This window comes from Mesorhizobium sp. M0058 (genome assembly GCF_040323095.1).
Taxonomy (GTDB): Bacteria; Pseudomonadota; Alphaproteobacteria; order Rhizobiales; family Rhizobiaceae; genus Mesorhizobium.
On the sequence record NZ_JAMYUQ010000004.1, the window covers coordinates 244,541 to 264,362 of the forward strand.

A 19,822-nucleotide genomic window follows, 5' to 3' on the forward strand; every position below is an offset into this window, starting at 1 on the left:
CACAGGGCTTACGGTTTCACAAGCCTACCAAGGCCTCGATGATGCGCTCGACATGGCCGCCTTCACTGTGCTCGCGCGCGTCGAACGCGATCTGTTTTGCCTCATAGAGCTTGGAAGTGGCTTGCAAGCGCCGCGTGGCTTCGACGCGCGTTTTGTTGCATTGCGGATCGTTGGCAAATTTCAGGCCGCGAACCGACCGCTCGGCAGCCTGCATCATCTGCCCGGCGATACGGCCATGGGTTCCTTCATGAGCGAGAACGCCTGTGAAAAACCGGTTCCAGCGTTTGCGCAGCGCCGGCGTGACGGCCGAGGCGACGCGCGGGTAGGTGTAGGCGATGTTGAGCGTTCCATTGGCCTGGCGCAGGCGGCAGACGCCGTTGACCTGACCCACGTCCAGGCTCCAGTCGGCGGTGTAGCTTGTCTGCGCGATGGCGTGGGTCATGAAACCGTGCTTGGGGCCCCTGCGGTTCATGGCGATAACCAGACCGGCACCTGTCGTGCCGGTGATGTCATAGGTTCGCGTCTTGACGACGGTTTTCACCCCCGCCGACGCCGTCCCGACGACGCCGCAGGCCGCGCTTATGACGGCGACGCAAAACAAGACCAACACGCGCATGCCATTTTCCCCATGGACGCGGCAATGAGACCACAAGCAGACGACGGTTTCAACAATCTTTGGCGCCGAGCGCCTTACATGCCTTGGTAAACCCGGCCATCGCCGCCATTTTTGCTGGTCGAGACGGCCCCGGTCGGTGGGGCTCACATGCCCTGATAGACCGGGCCTTCGCCGCCTTGTGGCGGCACCCAGTTGATGTTCTGGTTGGGATCCTTGATGTCGCAGGTCTTGCAGTGCACGCAGTTCTGCGCGTTGATGACGAAGCGCACATCCTTGGCAGACGGATCGGCGGCGGCGTTGCCGTCCTTGTCGACCCATTCGTAAACACCGGCCGGGCAATAGCGGGTCGAAGGCCCGGCAAAGACATCATGCTCGGAACGCTTCTGCAACTCCATGTCGCCGACGATGAGATGCACCGGCTCGTTTTCCTCGTGATTGGTGTTGGACAGGAACACCGAGGACAGGCGGTCGAAGGTCAGCACGCCGTCCGCTTTGGGATAGGCGATCTTCTTGTGCTTGGCCGCGGGCTCAAGCGTGGCATAATCGGCCTTGCCATGTTTCAGCGTGCCGAAGGGCGAGAAGCCGAACAGCGTGTTCAGCCACATGTCGAGACCACCGAGGCCGACGCCGATAATGGTGCCGAAGCGCGACCAGAGCGGCTTGACGTTGCGGACCTTCTTCAAATCCTTGCCGATATCGGTCGCGCGCCAGGCGTCCTCATAAGACGACAGTTCGTCATTGGCGCGGCCGGAGCCGATCGCTTGCGCGACATGCTCGGCCGCCAGCATGCCGGACAGCACCGCATTGTGCGAACCCTTGATGCGCGGCACGTTGACGAAGCCCGCCGCACACCCCATCAGCGCGCCGCCGGGGAAGGAGAGTTTCGGCACCGACTGCCAGCCGCCTTCGGTAATGGCGCGCGCGCCATAGCCGATGCGCTTGGCGCCCTCGAAGGTGCGCGATATCGCCGGATGCGTCTTGAACCGTTGGAATTCCTCGAAGGGCGACAGCCAGGGGTTCTTGTAGTTGAGATGCAGGACGAAGCCGACCGCGACCTGGTTATCCTCGAGGTGGTAGAGGAAGGAGCCGCCGCCTGTCTTCAGGTCGAGCGGCCAGCCGAAGGAGTGCTGCACCAGGCCCGGCCGGTGGTTCTCGGGCTTGACCTGCCACAGCTCCTTGAGGCCGATGCCGTACTTGCCGGGCTCACGGCCGTCGGACAGTTTGTATTTTGCGATCAGCTGCTTGGACAGCGAACCGCGCGCGCCCTCGCCGATCAGCACGTATTTGCCCATCAGCGCCATGCCCGGCGCAAAGCCCGGGCCATGTGTGCCGTCTTTTTCGACGCCCATGTCGCCGGTGACGACGCCCGTGACCGCGCCGGCATCGTTGTAGACGAGGCTGGCGGCAGCAAAGCCCGGATAGATTTCGACGCCTAGCGCTTCAGCCTTGGTTGCCAGCCAGCGGCAGACATTGCCGAGCGAGACGATGTAGTTGCCGTGATTGTTCATCAGCGGCGGCATCAGGATATTGGGCAGACGGAACGAGCCGGCGGGGCCGAGCACCAGGAAATCGTCGGCCGTAACCGGCGTCTTGAAGGGGTGGCCATCTTCCTCGCGCCAGCCCGGCAACAGGCGGTCGATGCCTATGGGATCGACGACGGCGCCTGACAGAATGTGGGCACCAACCTCGCCGCCCTTTTCCAACACCACGACGGAAAGCTCGGGATTGACCTGCTTGAGACGGATCGCTGCGGCAAGGCCCGCCGGGCCGGCCCCGACGATGACCACGTCGAATTCCATGCTCTCGCGTTCGATCTCGCTCATCAACCCCTCCGCTCTGGCCAACCGTTTCCGGCATTTTGCTGGCTCCTGCGCTGCATAGCGCATCAATCCGCGACAGGAAACCGGCGCTGACGTGACAATGCCGATTTCGACAAAAAGTCGCGGATAACAACTCTGCCGCAAGCGTTTTGCGCGCGGCCGCGCTCAGCGTCCCATATTTTAATTGTTCGACGGCTCTCTTATCGGCCATACTTATTTCCATGCGCACGCCGTCCGGCTATTCATTGACGCGCTTCCCCCTTCCGCCCGGCCGGACCTGCCGAGCGATCCTTCTCGCCCTTTCAATGCTTACGCCGGTTCGCGCTCAGGCCGAGCCGGTGAAGGTGTGGGCGACCGGCGCCTATTCCTTTTCCGACGAGCTTGGCGGTTTCCACATCACCGGCGCCTCGGGCACCGGCACCAAGGAAGATCCGTTGGTCATCTCCGAGGAGCTGAATTCGTCGACGCCGGTGACGCTCACCATCCGCACCACCAAACCGATCCAGCCGTTCAGCACCAACGGCGAATTCGCCAACGGCATCCTGTACATGCGTATCGAGGTGCTCAACAACAGCGGCCAGGCCTGGGTCGAATTCCAGTTCGAGCTGCAGGAGATACTCAACCAGCCGAGCGTGTTCGGCGACGGCCTGTCCTTCGACCAGCGCAACAAGACGCCCGACAACATCCTGTCGAGCGCGTACGCCGATTTCGACCGCGATTTCGAACCCTATGACCGGCTCTTGTTCAAGAGTGGACAGATCGACCCGCTGAAGAGGGGACGCTTCCAGTTTCTGATCACCGACTACACGCCGCGCTGGACGTTCTATCTGGTGCAGGATCCGCGGATACCGACGGGGTAAGCGGCAGACGCCGTGAAAATCGCCACGAAATGCCCTTCGTGATTGGCGAAAGCCGACGAGCGCGTAATCTCCCTCCTTGAGGGGGAGATTACTAACCGCCCAACCTTGCAAATCGTCTCTCGGCGGACGAATGTGCCCGGCATGACTGCCGCCTCCCCCAACAACCGATCCGACCTGGCCGAGTTGCTCGCCTTCTACGCCTCTGCCGGTGTCGACGAAGCGTTGGAGGACGCGCCGGTGAACCGGTTTGCCGGGGCAGCACCGAAGCGCCCCGAGCGCACAACGGCGCCTGCCGCGCCGCCTCGCGAAAACAAGTTTCCGGAACAAGCCGCCGCCAGCCCCGGGCTGGACGCAAGCCGGGTGCCGGACGCGCCGGCGCGTTCCGTTCCGGCCATGGCGACGGTGCCCGACGAGGCACAGGCGGCCCTGGCCCGGCAAATGGCGGCAAGTGCCTCGACGCTCGACGAACTGCGCCAGCACATGGCGTCGTTCGATGGCTGCAACCTCAAATTCACCGCCAAGAACCTGGTCTTTGCCGACGGCAATCCGGAAGGTTCGGTGATGTTGGTCGGCGAGGCGCCCGGCCGCGACGAGGATATTGAGGGCCTGCCCTTCGTCGGCCGCTCGGGCCGGCTGCTCGACCGCATGCTGGCGGCGATCGGGCTTGACCGGACTTCGGTCTATATCGCCAACGTCATTCCCTGGCGGCCACCCGGCAACCGCACGCCGACGCCGCACGAGACCGAAATCTGCCGTCCCTTCATTGAGCGGCAGATAGAGCTGGTCAATCCGAAGGTGCTGGTCAATCTCGGCGGCCCTTCGGCCAAAACCCTGCTCAACACTACCGAGGGCATCCTGCGCCTGCGCGGCAATTGGCAGGTGCACACGACGGTGTCGGGCACTGCCATTCCGGCCATGCCGACGTTGCACCCGGCCTATCTCTTGCGGACCCCTGCGCACAAGAAGCTAGCCTGGCGGGACTTTCTCGAGGTGAAGGCGAAGTTGCGGGAGGTGGGGTGAGGCGCGCCTCTTCCTTCCACCCTTGTGGGGGAAGGTGGATCGGCGCGCAGCGCCGAGACGGATGAGGGGTGTTCCAGCGGAGTGAGACGTTGGCGTTCCCTGGAACACCCCTCATCCGACCGAGCTTCGCTCGGCCACCTTCTCCCACAGGGGGAGAAGGGAGAACCGCGCCAATGACCTCAGAGGTAATTGAAATACCGCCCGCCCCGGCCTACTCATCCTCCCATGACAACAGTCCAAACCTCCGCCGGCAGCCTGATCCGCGAATGGCGCACGCGCCGGCGCATGAGCCAGCTTGATCTCGCAATGGAGGCTGAGATTTCCCAGCGTCATCTCTCCTTCGTCGAAAGCGGCCGCGCCGCGCCCTCGCGCGAGATGGTGCTGCATCTGGCCGAGCAGCTTGAGATTCCGCTGCGGCAGCGTAATCAGCTGTTGCTGGCTGCCGGCTTTGCCCCGAGCTTCAGCGAGCGGCCACTCACAGATACGACGCTGGCGCCGGCGCTTGCCGCGGTCGAGAGCGTGCTCAAAGGGCATGAGCCGTTCCCCGCCCTGGCCGTCGACCGGCACTGGAACCTGATTTCCGCCAATGCCGCCATCGGCCCGTTTCTGGCCGATGTTGCCGAGCCGTCGCTGCTCCAGCCGCCGGTCAATGTGCTGCGCCTCAGCCTGCACCCGAACGGCATCGCACCGCGCATCGTCAATCTCGCGGAATGGCGGGCGCATCTGCTGGAGCGGCTGAAACACCAGAACGATGCCGCCGGCGGTCCCGTCCTGGTCGAGCTGGAGCGCGAATTGCGAACCTATCCGTCCGGGCTCAAGGGTGCGCGGCCGGTGCCGGTCGAGCCCAACGGCATCGTCCATCCGCTGCGGCTGGCGCATGGCGACCAGGTGCTGTCCTTCATCAGCACCATCACCGTCTTCGGCACGCCGCTTGACGTGACGCTGTCGGAACTGGCGATCGAGTCTTTCTTCCCGGCCGACGAGCAGACGCGAGCGGTGCTGGTGCGGCTGGCGAAGGAACGTGCGGAAGCTAACTGAGCCAACCCCGCGGACCTCCTCACCCCTGTGGTGGCGCTGCCTTGCGCGTTCGGGTGCGTTCCAGGCCGAGTTGGCGCTCGCGCCAGATGATGAACATGCCGGCGGCAACGACGATCACACCGCCGACGAGCGTGTTGAAGGTGGCGATATCGCCAAAGGCGAAATAGCCGACGACGACACCGAGGATCATCGAGGTGTATTCGAACGGCGCCACCACCGAGGCCTCGGCGTGGCGATAGGCTGCCGTCATCAGGATCTGCGCCAGCCCGCCGCAGAAGCCTGCGGCGACCAGAAGGCCGGTCTGCAATAGCGTCAGCGCCTGCCAGCCGAAAGGCAGCGAAAACAGCGCCATGACGCTCGCCGTCGCCGAAAACCACAACACAATGGTCGCTGTCCGTTCGGTCTGAACCAGATTGCGCACGAGCAGGATGGCATTGGCGGAGATTGCCGCAGAAACAAGAGCAGCGATGACGCCCAGCACCTCCTGGTCGCCGAGCGCGGCGCCCGACGTGAGCAGCGTCAGCTCCGGCCAGGAGATGATCAGCACGCCGACCAGACCGACCGCAACCGCGCTCCAGCGATAGACGCGAATGGCTTCGCCGAGGAATAGCGAGGAGAACACCACCACCAGCAAAGGCTGGGCATAGTTCAGCGTGATCGCTTCCGGCAGCGGCAGCCGGGTCAGCGCAAAGAAGCCGAGCCCCATGGCGCAGACGCCGACGACACCACGTGCGATGTGGTTCAGCGGGCGTTTGGTGGCAAACGCCGTGCCCAGTTTTCTCGTGAAGGCCAGGAAGACGATGATCGGGAAGATGGCGAAGAAGGAGCGGAAGAAGACGATCTGGCCGGCCGGCAAAGTGCCGGCGGCCTTGATGAAGGTTTGCATGCTGACAAAGACCGCCACCGACATGACCTTGAGCATGATCCCGGTGAGAACATTAGAGCGCCGCGCGTCGTCTTCGACGCGCAAAGGACGCTCTGACACTTTGAATCTGCGCATCATGCTTTCCAAAAATCGACATTGATTTTTGGGCCGATGCGCGCCGGGATGATCGGACAGTTTCCCGCCCGCTTCGTCTCCAGGCCCGGCTTTCACTGTTTTGTTGCTTCCCGGATCTCCGCTGAGATGCGCGTCGAACGACGCGGTACACAGGCGCCCATGCCGAACTTCGATGTGACGACGGTCATCAAGGCCTCACGATGATGGCGGAAGGGGAACGCCCCGAAATAGGCATTGGCGCAGTTTTGTCGAGTGACCGTTTCGTGTAAAGAGCGCGCAACTTTAGATTTAATGGGCCAGGACACGTCAGCGGCTCCGATAGCGACAGGGAAACCCAAGGGAATGCGAACCGATACCGGCCAGGTCTTCAAGCTCGAAGACTACCGCCCCAACGACTTTTCCATCCCGCAAACCGGCCTCACCTTCCGCCTTTCGCCAGACGCAACGCGTGTCACCGCAGTGCTGACGATCGAACGCCGCGATGGCGCCGCCGCCTCGACGTCGCTGGTGCTGGACGGCGACGGGCTGGTGCTCAAGCGCATTGCCATCGACGGTCGCGAGCTTGCCCCGGCCGAGTATCTCGCCACGCCGGACCAGCTGACCATTTTGAGGCCGCCGGCCCGTTTCCAGCTGCTGCTCGAGACCGAGATCGCGCCGGCCAGCAATGAGGCGCTGATGGGCCTCTACCGCTCCAGCAATGTCTATTGCACGCAATGCGAGGCCGAGGGCTTTCGCCGCATCACCTATTTCCTCGACCGCCCCGACATCCTGTCGGTCTATACCGTGCGTATCGAGGCAAGGCTGGACGAAGCGCCGCTGTTGCTTTCAAACGGCAATCCGGTCGAAAGCGGCGCGCTTGCCGACGGCTGGCACTTTGCAGTCTGGGACGACCCCTTCCCCAAGCCGTCCTATCTGTTTGCGCTCGTGGCCGGCAATCTCGGCAAGGTTGCGGACAGTTTCGTCACCATGTCCGGGCGCGAGGTCGAACTCGGCATCTATGTCGAGCCAGGCAAGGAGGGGCTTGCCGGCTACGCCATGGATGCGCTGAAGCGCTCGATGCAATGGGACGAGCAGGCCTTCGGCCGCGAATACGACCTCGACGTCTTCAACATCGTCGCCGTTTCCGACTTCAACATGGGGGCCATGGAGAACAAGGGCCTCAATATTTTCAACGACAAGTATGTGCTGGCCGACCGGGAAACCGCCACCGATGCCGATTTCGCCAATATCGAGGCGATCATCGCGCATGAGTATTTCCACAACTGGACCGGCAACAGGATCACCTGCCGCGACTGGTTCCAGCTCTGCCTCAAGGAAGGGCTGACGGTCTTTCGCGACCATGAATTCTCCGCCGACCAGCGCTCGCGCGCGGTCAAGCGCATCGCCGAAGTGCGCACGCTGAGGGCACACCAGTTCCCCGAGGACCAGGGACCGCTGGCGCATCCGGTGCGGCCGCGCCGCTACCGCGAGATCAACAATTTCTACACGGCGACGGTCTACGAAAAAGGCTCGGAAGTCGTGCGCATGATCCGCACTATCCTCGGGGCCGAGGCTTTCCGCGCCGGCATGGACCTCTATTTCGAGCGCCATGATGGCGAGGCCGCGACGATCGAGGACTTCCTGAAGGTGTTCGAGGACGCCTCCGGGCGCGACCTGTCGCAGTTCGCGCTCTGGTATCACCAGGCGGGCACGCCGAACCTGACCGTCAGTTCGACGCACAATCCGGCGACGCGCGAGTTTACGCTTGAGATCGAGCAGTCGGTGCCGCCGACACCGTCGGAGAGCCGCAAGCGCTTGATGCACATTCCGCTCGCCTTCGGGCTGGTCGGCGCGGGCGGTGAGCCGGTCGCCTATGATGGCGTCGAGGGAGCCACCGTCGAGGACGGCGTTATCCACATCCGCAAGCGCCGTCACATGGTGCGCTTCTCAGGCGTCGCCGAGCGGCCGGCGGTGTCGCTCAATCGCGGCTTTTCGGCGCCGATCACACTTTCGGTCGAGCAGAAGGCCGACGACCAGTTCTTCCTCGCCGGCCATGACAGCGATGCCTTTGCGCGCTGGCAGGCGTTCAACACGCTGCTCACCGATGCGCTGATAGCGGCCTTCCGCCAGATCCTCGGCGGCGCGAAGCCGGCTTTCACCGCCAGGCTGACCGGACTTGCCGGCAAGATCGCCGGCGACGAGACCCTGGAACCTGCCTACCGGGCGCTGGCGCTGTCACTTCCGGGCGAGGCCGACATTGCCCGCGACATCGGCACGAACATCGATCCCGACGCCATCTTTGCCGCTCGCGAGGCGTTGGCGCTGGCAATCGCGCGCGCCAATCAGCAAACGTTCACCGACCTATACGGCCGCCTCGCCGGCGACGGGCCGTTCAGCCCCGACGCGGCAAGTGCGGGACGCCGCGCGCTGCGCAACATCCTGCTCGACTACCTCTCGCTGCTGCCGAAAGGTGCTGCGCTCGCCGCCCGGCATTTCGAAACCGCGACCAACATGACCGACCGCGCCGCAGCGCTGACCGTCCTTGCGCACCGCCATGACGGTTCGCCGGAGGCGATCAAGGCGCTGGCCGATTTCGAGGCGCGTTATGGCGCCGATCCGCTGGTCATGGACAAATGGTTCCAGATCCAGGCCAGCGTGCCGGGACGCCGGACAGTCGACACGGTACGCGAGCTGACTGGTCACGCAGCTTTCTCGATGGCCAATCCGAACCGGGTGCGCTCGCTGGTCGGCACATTCGCCAGCGCCAACCAGACCGGCTTCCACCGCGCCGATGGCGAAGGCTACCGGTTTTTTACCCAGACCGTACTCGAGGTTGAAAAACGCAATCCGCAAGTGGCGGCCAGGCTGGCGACAGCGCTGCGCTCGTGGCGCTCGCTGGAGCCGGGCAGGCAAGCCAAGGCCAGGGAAGCGCTGCTGGCCATCGCCGGTGCCGAGAACCTGTCGGCGGATTTGCGGGACATTGTGGAGCGAACGCTGGCCTGATCCCTCCCCCTTGAGGGGACGGTGGACAGCCGCCGAAGGCGGATGGACGGGTGGGGTCGTTGCGGCAGTGCGCGACCTCGACCAACTTCGACCGTGATTGAGAGAGTCGAGCGCTTCGCCGAGGACCCCACCCGGCCCTTCGGGCCACCCTCCCCTCAAGGGGAGGGATTTCAGCGTTATTTCAATCAATTTTTAATGTTTTTCGGCCGCGCCTCTGGACAAGGCGAATCACCTTTGATTCTTTACAGACGATTCGGATGTGCGGTGTTGCCGGATCGTCAAGCGTACGGAAATTCGGGGAGTGCCATTTATGGCCAAGGCGGACGCGTGGGGCGCGCCCGAAGGGACGGCTTTTGAGCGGCGCAAGGCGCGAGGCGACGGCCTCGCCGGCAATACGCGGCTCATCGCTGAACCAGCCTACCGGCGGCTCCTGGCTGCCGAACCCCTTCTGCGCCGTTCGATACCGGCTCTCATCATCATCTTCCTGATCGTCATCGCCGCACTGCGCGTGCTGTCGCTGATGAACGAGCGCGACGAGGCCGAGCGCGACGGCAAGGCGGTGCTAGGTCTCGCCGCCGGCCAGATGGCGAACGCAATCTCGGCCGACCCGACCGCGGCATCCAGCGGTGCAATTGATCTTCTGGAAAGCACGAGCCGCCAGGGCGCCATGGGCAGAAGCCATGTGCTTGTGATCACCGACAGCGCCTTCAAGATCATTGCCGTGTCGCCGCTGTCGACCGGCTGGCAAGGGCGATCGCTGGACAGCCTGGTGCTGGACGGCCAGCCGCTGTTCATGTTCGGCGACCGCGCCGGGGTCATGGATGTCAGCATCGGCGGCCAGGACTGGTACGCGGCGGTGAGCCTGACCCGGGACCGCAAGAACGCCGCCGCCGTGCTGGTGCCGCAGGAAGCGGTGTTCGACAACTGGCGCAAGACCGTCTCGCTCAACGTCACGCTGTTTGTGCTGACAGCCGGCGTGCTGATCATCATCCTCTACGCCTATTTCGGCCAGGCATCGCGCGCCCAGACAGCCGACCGCATCTATCTCGAAGCCCATCAGCGCATCGACATGGCGCTGGTTCGCGGTCGCTGCGGCCTGTGGGACTGGGACATGGTGCGCGGCAAGATGTACTGGTCGCGCTCGATGTACGACATGCTGGGCTACGAGCCCTGCAACTCGATGCTGTCGTTCGGCGAGGTCGACGACATCATCCACCCTGAGGACGGCGACCTGTTCGAGCTCGCCAACAAAATCGTCGAGCGCGAGATCGACCATATCGACCAGGTGTTCCGGATGCGTCACGCCGACGGCCAGTGGGTGTGGATGCGCGCCAGGGCCCAGGTGATCGACCCGGAAGCGCCTGAGATCCAGCTGATCGGCATTGCCGTCGACGTCACCGAGCAGCGGCATCTGGCGCTGCGCTCGGAGGCGGCCGACCTGCGCCTGCGGACCGCGATCGAAAACATCAACGAATCCTTCGTGCTGTGGGATGCCGCCCAGCGCCTGATCATGTGCAATTCCAAATACCAGAAGGACAACGGCCTGTCGGACCGCGACGTCATGCCGGGCGCTGCGCGCGCCGTGCTTGAAGAGCGCATGCTGGCCTTCGCCTCTGAACGGCGGCTGGCCAACACCAACGGGCCGCAAGGGGGCGCAACCTTCGAGCGGCAGCTCTCCGACGGCCGCTGGCTGCAGGTCAACGAACTGAGGACCCGGGACGGCGGCACGGTCTCCGTCGGCTCCGACATCACCCAGATCAAGCTGCACCAGGAAAAGCTGGTCGACAGCGAGCGCCGGCTGATGGCGACCATCCACGACCTCAGCCTCGCCCGCCGGGCCGAGGAAGAGCGCGCCAAGGAACTGGTCGAGCTCAACCGCGAATATATGAAGGAAACCGAGCGCGCCGAGGCCGCCAATCGGGCCAAATCCGAATTCCTAGCCAACATGTCGCACGAGCTGCGCACGCCGCTCAACGCCATCATCGGGTTCTCCGAACTGATGGAACAAGGCCTGTTCGGGCCGCTCGGTTCGCCGCGCTACGAGGAATATGCCAACGACATCAACGGCAGCGGCAAATATCTGCTCGGCGTCATCAACGACATACTCGATATGTCGAAGATCGAAGCCGGCCAATTCTCGGTGGACCGCGAGGAAATCGATCTCTGCCCGCTGATCCGCGAGACGGTGCGGGTGATCTCGCTGCAGGCGGCGGAGAAATCGATCACGGTCGAAACCCGCATCGCCGACACGATGACGCTGTTCGCCGACCGCCGGGCGATCAAGCAGATCGCCATCAATCTGCTGTCGAATGCGGTGAAGTTCACCGGTCAGGGCGGCCATATCTCGGTGCGCGCCCGCAACACGTCAGGCGCGCTGGTGCTGACCATCGAGGACAATGGCTGCGGCATTCCGAAGGAGGCACTGAGCAAGCTTGGCCGCCCCTTCGAACAGGTGCAGAACCAGTTTTCGAAGAACCACGCCGGTTCCGGCCTCGGCCTTGCCATCTCGCGCTCGCTGGCCGAGTTGCAAGGAGGAGCGCTGAAAATCCGCTCGACCGAAGGCGTCGGCACGATCGTGTCGGTGCGCATCCCGGTGAAGAAGGCGCAACCGGCGGTGAAGGCGGCGGCCTGACGGCCCGCCAATGCCAGCGGTGCTCTCCGCTGCGTTCAAGGACTGAGTAGGCGCGGTCATGTAAGGACTCCGGCGGCTTCGCCGCCGGAGCCACAATCACCACTCACTCCATGCTGTCGTCGCCGCCGTCCCATTGGTGGTGGCGGCCCATGCGGCCTTTCTTTGGGAGTTCGTTGCGCTCGATCTTGCCGTCATTGTTGCGGTCGAGCATGGCGAACACCTTCTTCTCGCGCCCGGTGATGTCGTCCGTGGTCAGCGTGCCGTCGCCCTTGCTGTCGTAGCGGGCAACTATGCGCTTGGCCATTTCCTCGAACCGCGCCTTCTCCAGCGCGTCAGCGAGCTGGGCGACTGTCAGCTTGCCGCCATTATCGGCGACCAGCTTCTTCAGCCGCGCGTTCATGGCGTCGGAAAACTGGTCGAAGCTGATGGTGCCGTTGGAATCCTTCATCGCCTTGTCGAGGCGCATCATCGCGCCCTCGCGCATTCTGGCGCTGGCATTGTTCTCGGCATAGGCGGTGGTGCCAACGGCGCCGGCAAGCGCGACAAAGGCAAGGGCAAGTCCGGTTGTCTTTCTCATGGGTATCTCCTGTTGCATCGTCACCCCCGATGCGATCCGAAACAGCCGCCAACGCTTCACGCCCTCACGACCGTTTCGTACGAAGCAAAAGGTTGAAATCCTTTCTGACCTTTTGCGACGTTTCCTTGAGATGTGCTTCCAGCACACCGAAATCCGGCAGGTCAGTCACCGCCAGAAGCAGATCCGACAATCCCGGCGGAACGTCATCGCGTTCGAATGCACCGGTGAGGCAAAGCCGCGTCATCTGGGTCAGCGCCAGATAGAGTTGGTAGGCTTCGCAAAGCTGCTGCCTGACGTCAGCCTCGGCGAAATCCGGCGACAGATGCGCCAGGATTTCGCCGGTCGCGGTCACCCTGCGGCCGGCTTCGACCTGCCCGGTTATAACCGCCACCTGCGCGATGAATTCGAGGTCGATGAGGCCGCCGGAGATGAGCTTGATGTCCCAGAGATCGCGCGGCGATTTTTCCTTCTCGATCAGCGCGCGCATCTCGGATGCCTCCGCCCTCACCTTGGCGGCGTCGCGCGGCAAGGCCAGAAGTGCCGCCACCTCGGCCTCGACCTCGGCGCAAAGGGCCGCGTCGCCGCCGATGGCGCGCCCCCGGGCCAGCGCCATGTGCTCCCAGGTCCAGGCCTCCTGGCGCTGGTATTTCTTGAAGGCATCGATGTGGGTGGCCACCGGCCCCTTGTTGCCGGATGGCCGCAAGCGCAGGTCGAGCTCGTAGAGAACGCCTTCGGCGGTCGGCGCCGAGACAGCCGCGATCAGCCGCTGCGTCATCCTGGTATAGTAGTGCGATGGTGCGAGCGGCTTGTCGCCTTCGGACTCGTCGGCATCCGCGTCGTGGTCGTAGAGCAGAATGAGGTCAACATCGGAGCCGGCGGTGAGCTCGCGGCTGCCGAGTTTGCCCATGCCGAGCAGCGACACGGTGCCGCCGGCGATGCGGCCATGACGCAGCGCGAATTCGGTGGTCACCGCCTGCAATGCGGCGTCGATGGTGAGGTCGGCGAGATCGGAAAAGGCGCGGCCGGCGCGCGCCGCGTCGATCGAGCCGGCGAGCAGCCTGACACCGATCAGGAATTTCTGCTCGGAGGCAAAGATGCGCAGCCGGTCAAGCACATCCTCGTAGGGCCTGTCGCCATCGATGAAAGCGGCCAACCGCGCTGAGAGATAGGCGCGGTTGGGCAGTTCGGTGAGCAGCGCCGGGTCGAGCAGACCGTCGAAGACATGCGGGCGCCTTGTGATGATTGCCGCCAGCCGAGGCGCGGCGCCCATGATCGTCGCCATAAGCTTCAGCAGAGCGGGATTCGACTGCAGCAGCGAAAACAGCTGGATGCCGGCGGGCAGGCCGGCGAGGAATTCATCGAAGCGAACCAGCGCCTCGTCGGCCCGGCGCGTCTGGCCGAAGGCTTTGAGCAGCGCCGGCGTCAGTTCGGTCAGCCGCTCGCGCGCTTCCGCCGACTGGGTGGCGCGATAGCGGCCGAAATGCCAGCCCCGAATGACGCGGCAGATGTCGCTTGGCCGCTGGAAGCCAAGGCCATGCAAGGTCTGCAGCGTGTCGGGATCGTCGACATCGCCGGTGAAGACCAGATTGCCGACGCCGGCCGACAATTCAGGCGCGGTCTCGAACAGCGCGGCGTAATGGCGCTCGACCTCATGCAAAGCCGCGCGAAAGGTTTCGGCAAATCTGGCGGCATCGGCAAAGCCCAGCATATGGGCGATGCGTTCCAGCCCTTCATCATCGTCGGGCAGAATATGCGTCTGCTCGTCGGCGACCATCTGGATGGCGTGTTCCACGCCGCGCAGAAACCAATATTGCTGCGTGAGCGCGTCGCGTGCATCGGCGGTGATCCAGTTGCGCGCCGCCAGCGCACCCAGCATCGGCACAGTCTCGCGGCCGCGCAGCTCCGGAAAACGGCCGCCGGCGATCAGTTGCTGGGTCTGGACGAAGAATTCGATTTCGCGAATGCCGCCGCGGCCGAGCTTGACGTTGTGTCCTTTGACCGCGATCTCGCCATGACCCTTGTGGGCATGGATCTGGCGCTTGATCGAATGAACGTCGGCGATCGCCGCATAGTCCATGTATTTGCGCCAGACATAGGGCTGCAATTCCCGCAGGAACGCGTCCCCGGCATCGAGATCGCCGGCCACGGGACGCGCCTTGATCATGGCGGCGCGCTCCCAGTTCTGGCCGCGCGCCTCATAGTAGCGAAGTGCTCCCTCGACCGGGATCGCCAGCGGCGTCGAGCCTGGATCGGGACGAAGCCTCAAATCGGTGCGGAAGACATAGCCGTGCCCGGTGCGGTCCTGCAGGATGCGGACCAGCCTGCGGGTCAGGCGCGCAAACAGCTCTGTGGCGTCGAGCGGATCGACGATCGCCGGCGCATCCGGATCGAAGAAGACGACGAGGTCGATGTCGGAGGAGAAATTCAGTTCATGCGCGCCAAGCTTGCCCATGCCGAGCACGATCCAGCCGGATTGCCGTGACGGATTTTCGGGATCGGGCAATTTGAGCTTGCCTTGGCTGTGCGCCTCGCGCAGCAGGAAGTCGACCGCCGCGCAGGTGCAGGCATCGGCGAGATTGCTGAGGCGCCTTACCGTCAGCGCGGCATCGGCCTCGCCGGAGAGGTCTGCAAGTGCGATCAGGAAGTGAGCTTCACCCTTCCACTGCCTGAGTTCCATCATCAGGCTGGATTCGGAAACGGTCTCGGAAAAGGCGGCCTTGCCGATCGCTTCGGCGATGGCGAGCAGCCGAGCCTCGACACTGCCATCGAACAGCGCGTCGAGGAATCGCGGCCGGCGGCGCGCAACATCGCGGAGGAAGGGCGAGAGATCGAAGACGGCAGCGAGAAACTCCTGTGCGGTGCCCTTGCCTCCTAGGAATTTCGCCAGCCGCGGCAGGTTCTCGTCCTTGGCATCGCCAGCGATCTCCGACAGTTCACGCCGGGCGCGGGCCTCATCCAGCGGCGCGAGCTGCGCCGCCAGTTGCAGGCGCCATTCGGTCTCGATCCGTTTCGCAGCCATCCTCACCGCCATCAATGGTCCTCCCGCGCCGGGAAGCTCATGATAACGGACAATCCGGGATTGGCAGGCAGAAGTTCAAGCCGGCCATTGTGAAAAGTCATGATCGCCTTGGCGAGGCTGAGGCCAAGACCGGATCCCGGCTGCGAGCGGCTCTTTTCCAGCCGCACGAAGCGCTCGGTCGCCCTGGCGCGGTCGGCATCGTCGGGGATGCCATGGCCATTGTCGGAAACGGAAAGGCGGATTTCGTGACCGACGCGCTGCAGGGCTACGCGCACGGCAGGCTTTTCCGTCGCATCGGTCGAGTATTTGATGGCGTTGTCGACGATGTTCGACAGTGCCTGGCCGATCAGCTCGCGGTTGCCATCGACGGAAATATTCCCGTTCGCGGCAGTTTCAAGCACCACGCCAGCCTCCTCCGCCACCGGCTCATAAAGCTCGACAACGTCATGCACCGCGGCGGCGAGATCGACCTTGCTGGTGCTCTCCGAGGAATAGCCGGCCTCCAGCCTGGAGATCATCAGGATGGCGTTGAAGGTTTTTATCAGCTGGTCGGATTCGGCGATGGTGCCTTCCAGCGCCTGCCGGTAGTCGGTGGTCTTGTGCTTGCCCGAAAGTGTCGCCTCAGCGCGGTTGCGCAGTCTGGTCAGCGGCGTCTTCAAATCATGGGCGATGTTGTCGGAGACCTGCTTCAGCCCTTCGTTGAGCGTCGCTATCCTGGCCAGCATGGTGTTGAGGTTTTCCGACAGGCGGTCGAACTCATCGCCGGCGCCGGTCACCGGCAGCCGTCCCGTGAGATCGCCGCCCATGATGCGGCGGCTTGCCTCCGAGACGCTGTCGATGCGCTTCAGCGCGGCGCGGCCGACAAGGAACCAGATCAGCAGCCCGCCCAGTCCCATCATGCCCAGCGCCAGCATCAGGGCGCGGCGAACGACGGCGCGGAAGCGCTCGGGTTCGCCGAGATCGCGGCCGACAAGCATGATCATCTGGTTGGGCAGCCGCAGCACCAGCGCGATGGCGTTGTGGCCCTTCTCGCCCTCGGACGGAATTTCGGTCTCGCCGGGCTGCGCGCCGTTCGGGTCGGCAGCCTGGTTGCGCTGCCGTTCGAGCTCACCTTCGCCGAAACGGCGATAGGAGAAGGGTTCGGTCGTCCAGCCATCGGTCTCGAGCACCCCCGGTGCCAGGCTCTGCACGTTGCCGGTGAGGATCTGGCCGTTGACGTCGGCAATGAGATAGAGGTTGGCGCCGGGCTGGCGCGAGCGCTGCTCGACGACGCGCACCAGCCGCGGCAGGCCGCCGCTCTGATAGGCACGGGCGAGGCCGAGCACCTCGTCATTGATGGTCTGCTGGGTCTGGCCGGTCAGCATGCGGGCCGACAACGACGTCATGTAGAAGACCAGCAACACGGCACATAGCGCGAAAAGCAGGAAATAAAGCGCTGAAAGCCGCGCCGCCGTCGTCCTCATGATGGCCGGCAGGGAAAGGGCCATCGAGTTCTAGCTCATGATGAGATTTGGCTGAAATCTCACCATGACCTACCCCTTTGTTGGAGCATGATCTTCTCCAAAAACCGGTACCCACTTTTTGGGATCATGCTCTAGCCGCTCTTCAGCATATAGCCGGCGCCGCGAACCGTATGCAGGATCGGCTTGTCGAAACCCTTCTCGATCTTGCCACGCAGGCGCGAGACGTGAACGTCGATGACGTTGGTCTGCGGATCGAAATGATAGTCCCAGACATTTTCGAGCAGCATGGTGCGCGTCACCACCTGGCCGGCATGGCGCATCAGATATTCGAGCAGGCGGAATTCGCGCGGCTGCAGCGTGATCTCGCGCGCCGCGCGCTTGACCGAATGGGACAGCCGGTCAAGCTCGAGATCGCCGACCCGGTAGACGGTTTCGGCCTCCCTGGCGCTGGCGCGGCGGTTCAGCACCTCGACGCGGGCGAGCAATTCGGAAAAGGCATAGGGCTTGGTCAGATAGTCGTCCCCGCCGGCGCGCAGACCGGTGACGCGGTCATCGACTTCGCCCAGCGCCGACAGGATCAGCACCGGCGTGGTGTTGCCGCGCGAGCGCAGGCCGGCAATGACGGAGAGCCCGTCGCGGCGTGGCATCATGCGGTCGACGACCATCACGTCATAGTCGCCGGCATCGGCCAGCGCAAAGCCGGTTTCGCCGTCGCCGGCGACATGGGCGGTGTGCCCAGCCTCGGCAAAGGCCTTCTGCATATAGTCGGCCGCCTCGCGATCGTCTTCTATGACGAGAATCTTCATAGAGCCGTTATACGCGATTTCGCCGGAAGATTGAGGGGCCGCCATGAGCGCAAAAGCTTTCGTTCAAGCATGTCGTTTTGCCAAAACCGCCGTGCACTTTTGGGCGACATGCTTCGCTGTTAGAGCGGCAGCGGGCGATGGGGGCCCGCTGCCGCCGGGGGCAGAACACGATGACTGACTAACGCGTTCGGCCCCTTGCTTCCCGTGCGGCGGCTCGGGGGTGTTGAAACCGCCGCACTGGAAACTGTGTGATGTCAGCCTTTGGCGACTGGCAGCGCGACGAAGCGGTTTGAATCGTCGCGGGTGATCTGCATCAGCACCGCCTTGCGGCCGGACTTGACCGCATCGGCCATCGCCTTGGCGACGTCTTCGGTGCCGTTCACCTCCGTCGAGTTGACCGAGGTGATGACATCGCCGGGCTGGATGCCGCGGTCGGCGGCATCGCTGTCGGGATCGACATCGGTCACCACCAGGCCCTTGCCGTTTTCCGACTTGGTGACGGTGAGGCCGAGATCGGCCAGCGCGGCGGGCTTTGCCGGTGCCGCGGGCTGCTGCGGGTCGGCCGAGGCCTGCTTGTCAGTGGATGGCAGCGTGCCGAGATCGACCTTGATGGTCTGGCTCTTGCCGTCGCGCCACACCGTGACGTCGACCGACTTGCCGGGTGGGTAGGCGCCGATCAGACGAGCCAGTTCCTTCGGCGATGCGACGTCCTTGCCTTCGACCTGGGTGATCACGTCACCGGCGGTGATGCCGGCCTTCTTGCCGGGGCCACCGTCCTGGGCGCCCGAAACCAGAGCCCCGTTCTGCGACTTCAGGCCCAGCGATTCGGCTATGTCCGATGTAACCGGCTGGATTTCGACGCCGAGCCAGCCACGCTGCACCGAGCCGCTCTTCATCAGATCCTGCACCACCTGCTTGGCGGTCGAGGCCGGAATGTCGAAGGCGATGCCGACGCTTCCGCCCGACGGCGAGAAGATCGCGGTGTTGATGCCGACGACCTGGCCGTTGAGGTTGAAGGTCGGGCCGCCCGAATTGCCGCGGTTGACCGAGGCGTCGATCTGGATGAAGTCGTCGTAGGGACCGGCGCCGATATCACGGCCACGAGCCGAGACGATGCCGGCGGTGACGGTGCCGCCGAGGCCGAACGGATTGCCGACGGCCACCACCCAGTCGCCGACGCGAACCTTGGAATCGTCGGCGAAATCGACATAGGTGAACTTGCCGACGCCATCGACCTTGAGCACCGCCAGATCGGTGCGCGGATCGGTGCCGATCAGCTTGGCGTCAAGCTCCTTGCCGTCATTCATTACCACTGTGAAGGCGGAGCCTTCCTCGACGACATGGTTGTTGGTGACGAGATAGCCGTCATCGGAGATGAAGAAGCCAGAACCCTGCGCCACCGGACGCGGCTGGTCGTTGTTATGGTCGCGGTGGCTGAAGCGACGATTGCCGCCGTCATGGCCGTTCTGATCACCAAAGCCGCGGAATTGCTTGAAGAACTGGCGCAGCTGCGGATTGTCGGGCAGGTTGTTCATGCCGTCCGGATCGTCGGACTGGTCGGAGCCGTCATCGGCGGCAGGCTCGATCTTGGCCTTGACCTTGACGCTGACCACGGCCGGCGAAACGCGCTCAACGACATCGGCAAAGCCCGGTACCTGCGGCGCTTCGACCCGCACGGCATCGGCCAGAACGGGAGCTGTACCAGTGGCAACGGCGCCGAAACCGATGCCGCCGGCAATGGCCAGCGAAGCGGCGGCGGCCAACAGGCGCTTGCGGGTGCGGGAATATGGGTTGGGGGCGATAGTCATGGGTCTCGTATCCTCTTTTCACTGGATGCGGCTCAGGCAGAGCATCCTCGGACAAGAGAAATAGAGAGGCGCACATTACGGCGCCATTTCCGGTGCATGAAAGTTTTGTAATGTTGGGCGGTCGCACAAATCGCTTGGTTGCGCTCGCCTGCTGCCCTATGGTGTACACAACTCAGCACAA

At 63.9% G+C, this 19,822-nt stretch carries 14 protein-coding genes; 5 read left to right on the forward strand and 9 right to left on the reverse strand.

The features are described 5' to 3' along the window. Positions 1-16: 16 nt before the first annotated feature. Positions 17-616: a DUF922 domain-containing protein gene (locus NKJ75_RS08720; RefSeq protein ID WP_023692824.1), complete on the reverse strand. Its 600-nt coding sequence runs from the start codon at positions 614-616 to the stop codon at positions 17-19. A 143-nt stretch (positions 617-759) separates the two neighbouring features. Continuing rightward, a complete protein-coding gene (locus NKJ75_RS08725) occupies positions 760-2,439 on the reverse strand; it encodes an electron transfer flavoprotein-ubiquinone oxidoreductase (RefSeq protein WP_023727629.1) in 1,680 nt (559 codons plus the stop codon). A gap of 302 nt (positions 2,440-2,741) precedes the next feature. Between NKJ75_RS08725 and NKJ75_RS08730 the strand changes: the two genes are divergently transcribed. The 3 genes from NKJ75_RS08730 to NKJ75_RS08740 all read left to right on the forward strand — a co-directional run bounded on the left by NKJ75_RS08730 (position 2,742) and on the right by NKJ75_RS08740 (position 5,354). Continuing rightward, a complete protein-coding gene (locus NKJ75_RS08730; protein WP_032889263.1) occupies positions 2,742-3,296 on the forward strand; it encodes a hypothetical protein in 555 nt (184 codons plus the stop codon). Positions 3,297-3,437: 141 nt separating this feature from the next. Next, a complete protein-coding gene (locus NKJ75_RS08735) occupies positions 3,438-4,316 on the forward strand; it encodes a uracil-DNA glycosylase (RefSeq protein WP_023670194.1) in 879 nt (292 codons plus the stop codon). A 225-nt stretch (positions 4,317-4,541) separates the two neighbouring features. Continuing rightward, on the forward strand, positions 4,542-5,354 hold the full coding sequence (locus tag NKJ75_RS08740; RefSeq protein ID WP_023834429.1) for a helix-turn-helix domain-containing protein: 813 nt from the start codon (positions 4,542-4,544) through the stop codon (positions 5,352-5,354). A 19-nt stretch (positions 5,355-5,373) separates the two neighbouring features. Here the strand turns inward: NKJ75_RS08740 and NKJ75_RS08745 are convergent, their stop codons facing one another. After that, positions 5,374-6,276 carry a DMT family transporter gene (locus NKJ75_RS08745; protein ID WP_352499583.1) on the reverse strand — a complete coding sequence of 301 codons (903 nt, stop codon included), beginning with the start codon at positions 6,274-6,276 and terminating at the stop codon, positions 5,374-5,376. A 170-nt stretch (positions 6,277-6,446) separates the two neighbouring features. Continuing rightward, entirely contained in the window at positions 6,447-6,659 is a 213-nt protein-coding gene (locus NKJ75_RS08750) for a hypothetical protein (RefSeq protein ID WP_155923818.1), read from the reverse strand. A gap of 37 nt (positions 6,660-6,696) precedes the next feature. Between NKJ75_RS08750 and pepN the strand changes: the two genes are divergently transcribed. Further along, the gene (gene pepN, locus NKJ75_RS08755; protein ID WP_352499566.1) at positions 6,697-9,336 is read left to right on the forward strand and encodes an aminopeptidase N; all 2,640 of its coding nucleotides are present in this window, start codon (positions 6,697-6,699) and stop codon (positions 9,334-9,336) included. A 310-nt stretch (positions 9,337-9,646) separates the two neighbouring features. Next, the gene (locus NKJ75_RS08760) at positions 9,647-11,968 is read left to right on the forward strand and encodes a PAS domain-containing sensor histidine kinase (RefSeq protein WP_023670189.1); all 2,322 of its coding nucleotides are present in this window, start codon (positions 9,647-9,649) and stop codon (positions 11,966-11,968) included. A gap of 103 nt (positions 11,969-12,071) precedes the next feature. On the opposite strand, the gene NKJ75_RS08765 is transcribed toward NKJ75_RS08760, so the two are convergent. The 5 genes from NKJ75_RS08765 to NKJ75_RS08785 all read right to left on the reverse strand — a co-directional run bounded on the left by NKJ75_RS08765 (position 12,072) and on the right by NKJ75_RS08785 (position 19,641). Beyond that, a complete protein-coding gene (locus tag NKJ75_RS08765; RefSeq protein WP_023702181.1) occupies positions 12,072-12,545 on the reverse strand; it encodes an EF-hand domain-containing protein in 474 nt (157 codons plus the stop codon). A 64-nt stretch (positions 12,546-12,609) separates the two neighbouring features. Next, positions 12,610-15,576, reverse strand: a complete 2,967-nt coding sequence (locus NKJ75_RS08770; protein WP_031355726.1) for a bifunctional [glutamine synthetase] adenylyltransferase/[glutamine synthetase]-adenylyl-L-tyrosine phosphorylase — start codon at positions 15,574-15,576, stop codon at positions 12,610-12,612. Then, on the reverse strand, positions 15,576-17,051 hold the full coding sequence (locus NKJ75_RS08775; protein WP_023698585.1) for a sensor histidine kinase: 1,476 nt from the start codon (positions 17,049-17,051) through the stop codon (positions 15,576-15,578). The genes NKJ75_RS08770 and NKJ75_RS08775 overlap by 1 nt, the downstream gene beginning before the upstream one ends. Positions 17,052-17,158: 107 nt before the next feature. Then, the gene (locus NKJ75_RS08780; RefSeq protein WP_023670185.1) at positions 17,159-17,833 is read right to left on the reverse strand and encodes a response regulator transcription factor; all 675 of its coding nucleotides are present in this window, start codon (positions 17,831-17,833) and stop codon (positions 17,159-17,161) included. A 254-nt stretch (positions 17,834-18,087) separates the two neighbouring features. Next, positions 18,088-19,641, reverse strand: a complete 1,554-nt coding sequence (locus NKJ75_RS08785; protein WP_023752740.1) for a Do family serine endopeptidase — start codon at positions 19,639-19,641, stop codon at positions 18,088-18,090. Between the last annotated feature and the right edge of the window lie 181 nt (positions 19,642-19,822).

What these genes read in the sequence shown, in the direction of transcription:
- NKJ75_RS08720 (WP_023692824.1), bottom strand. Translation starts at nt 616, where the DNA reads ATGCGCGTGTTGGTCTTGTTTTGCGTCGCCGTCATAAGCGCGGCCTGC.
- NKJ75_RS08725 (WP_023727629.1), bottom strand. Translation starts at nt 2,439, where the DNA reads ATGAGCGAGATCGAACGCGAGAGCATGGAATTCGACGTGGTCATCGTC.
- NKJ75_RS08730 (WP_032889263.1), top strand. Translation starts at nt 2,742, where the DNA reads ATGCTTACGCCGGTTCGCGCTCAGGCCGAGCCGGTGAAGGTGTGGGCG.
- NKJ75_RS08735 (WP_023670194.1), top strand. Translation starts at nt 3,438, where the DNA reads ATGACTGCCGCCTCCCCCAACAACCGATCCGACCTGGCCGAGTTGCTC.
- NKJ75_RS08740 (WP_023834429.1), top strand. Translation starts at nt 4,542, where the DNA reads ATGACAACAGTCCAAACCTCCGCCGGCAGCCTGATCCGCGAATGGCGC.
- NKJ75_RS08745 (WP_352499583.1), bottom strand. Translation starts at nt 6,276, where the DNA reads ATGCTCAAGGTCATGTCGGTGGCGGTCTTTGTCAGCATGCAAACCTTC.
- pepN (WP_352499566.1), top strand. Translation starts at nt 6,697, where the DNA reads ATGCGAACCGATACCGGCCAGGTCTTCAAGCTCGAAGACTACCGCCCC.
- NKJ75_RS08760 (WP_023670189.1), top strand. Translation starts at nt 9,647, where the DNA reads ATGGCCAAGGCGGACGCGTGGGGCGCGCCCGAAGGGACGGCTTTTGAG.
- NKJ75_RS08765 (WP_023702181.1), bottom strand. Translation starts at nt 12,545, where the DNA reads ATGAGAAAGACAACCGGACTTGCCCTTGCCTTTGTCGCGCTTGCCGGC.
- NKJ75_RS08770 (WP_031355726.1), bottom strand. Translation starts at nt 15,576, where the DNA reads ATGGCGGTGAGGATGGCTGCGAAACGGATCGAGACCGAATGGCGCCTG.
- NKJ75_RS08775 (WP_023698585.1), bottom strand. Translation starts at nt 17,051, where the DNA reads ATGGCCCTTTCCCTGCCGGCCATCATGAGGACGACGGCGGCGCGGCTT.
- NKJ75_RS08780 (WP_023670185.1), bottom strand. Translation starts at nt 17,833, where the DNA reads ATGAAGATTCTCGTCATAGAAGACGATCGCGAGGCGGCCGACTATATG.
- NKJ75_RS08785 (WP_023752740.1), bottom strand. Translation starts at nt 19,641, where the DNA reads ATGACTATCGCCCCCAACCCATATTCCCGCACCCGCAAGCGCCTGTTG.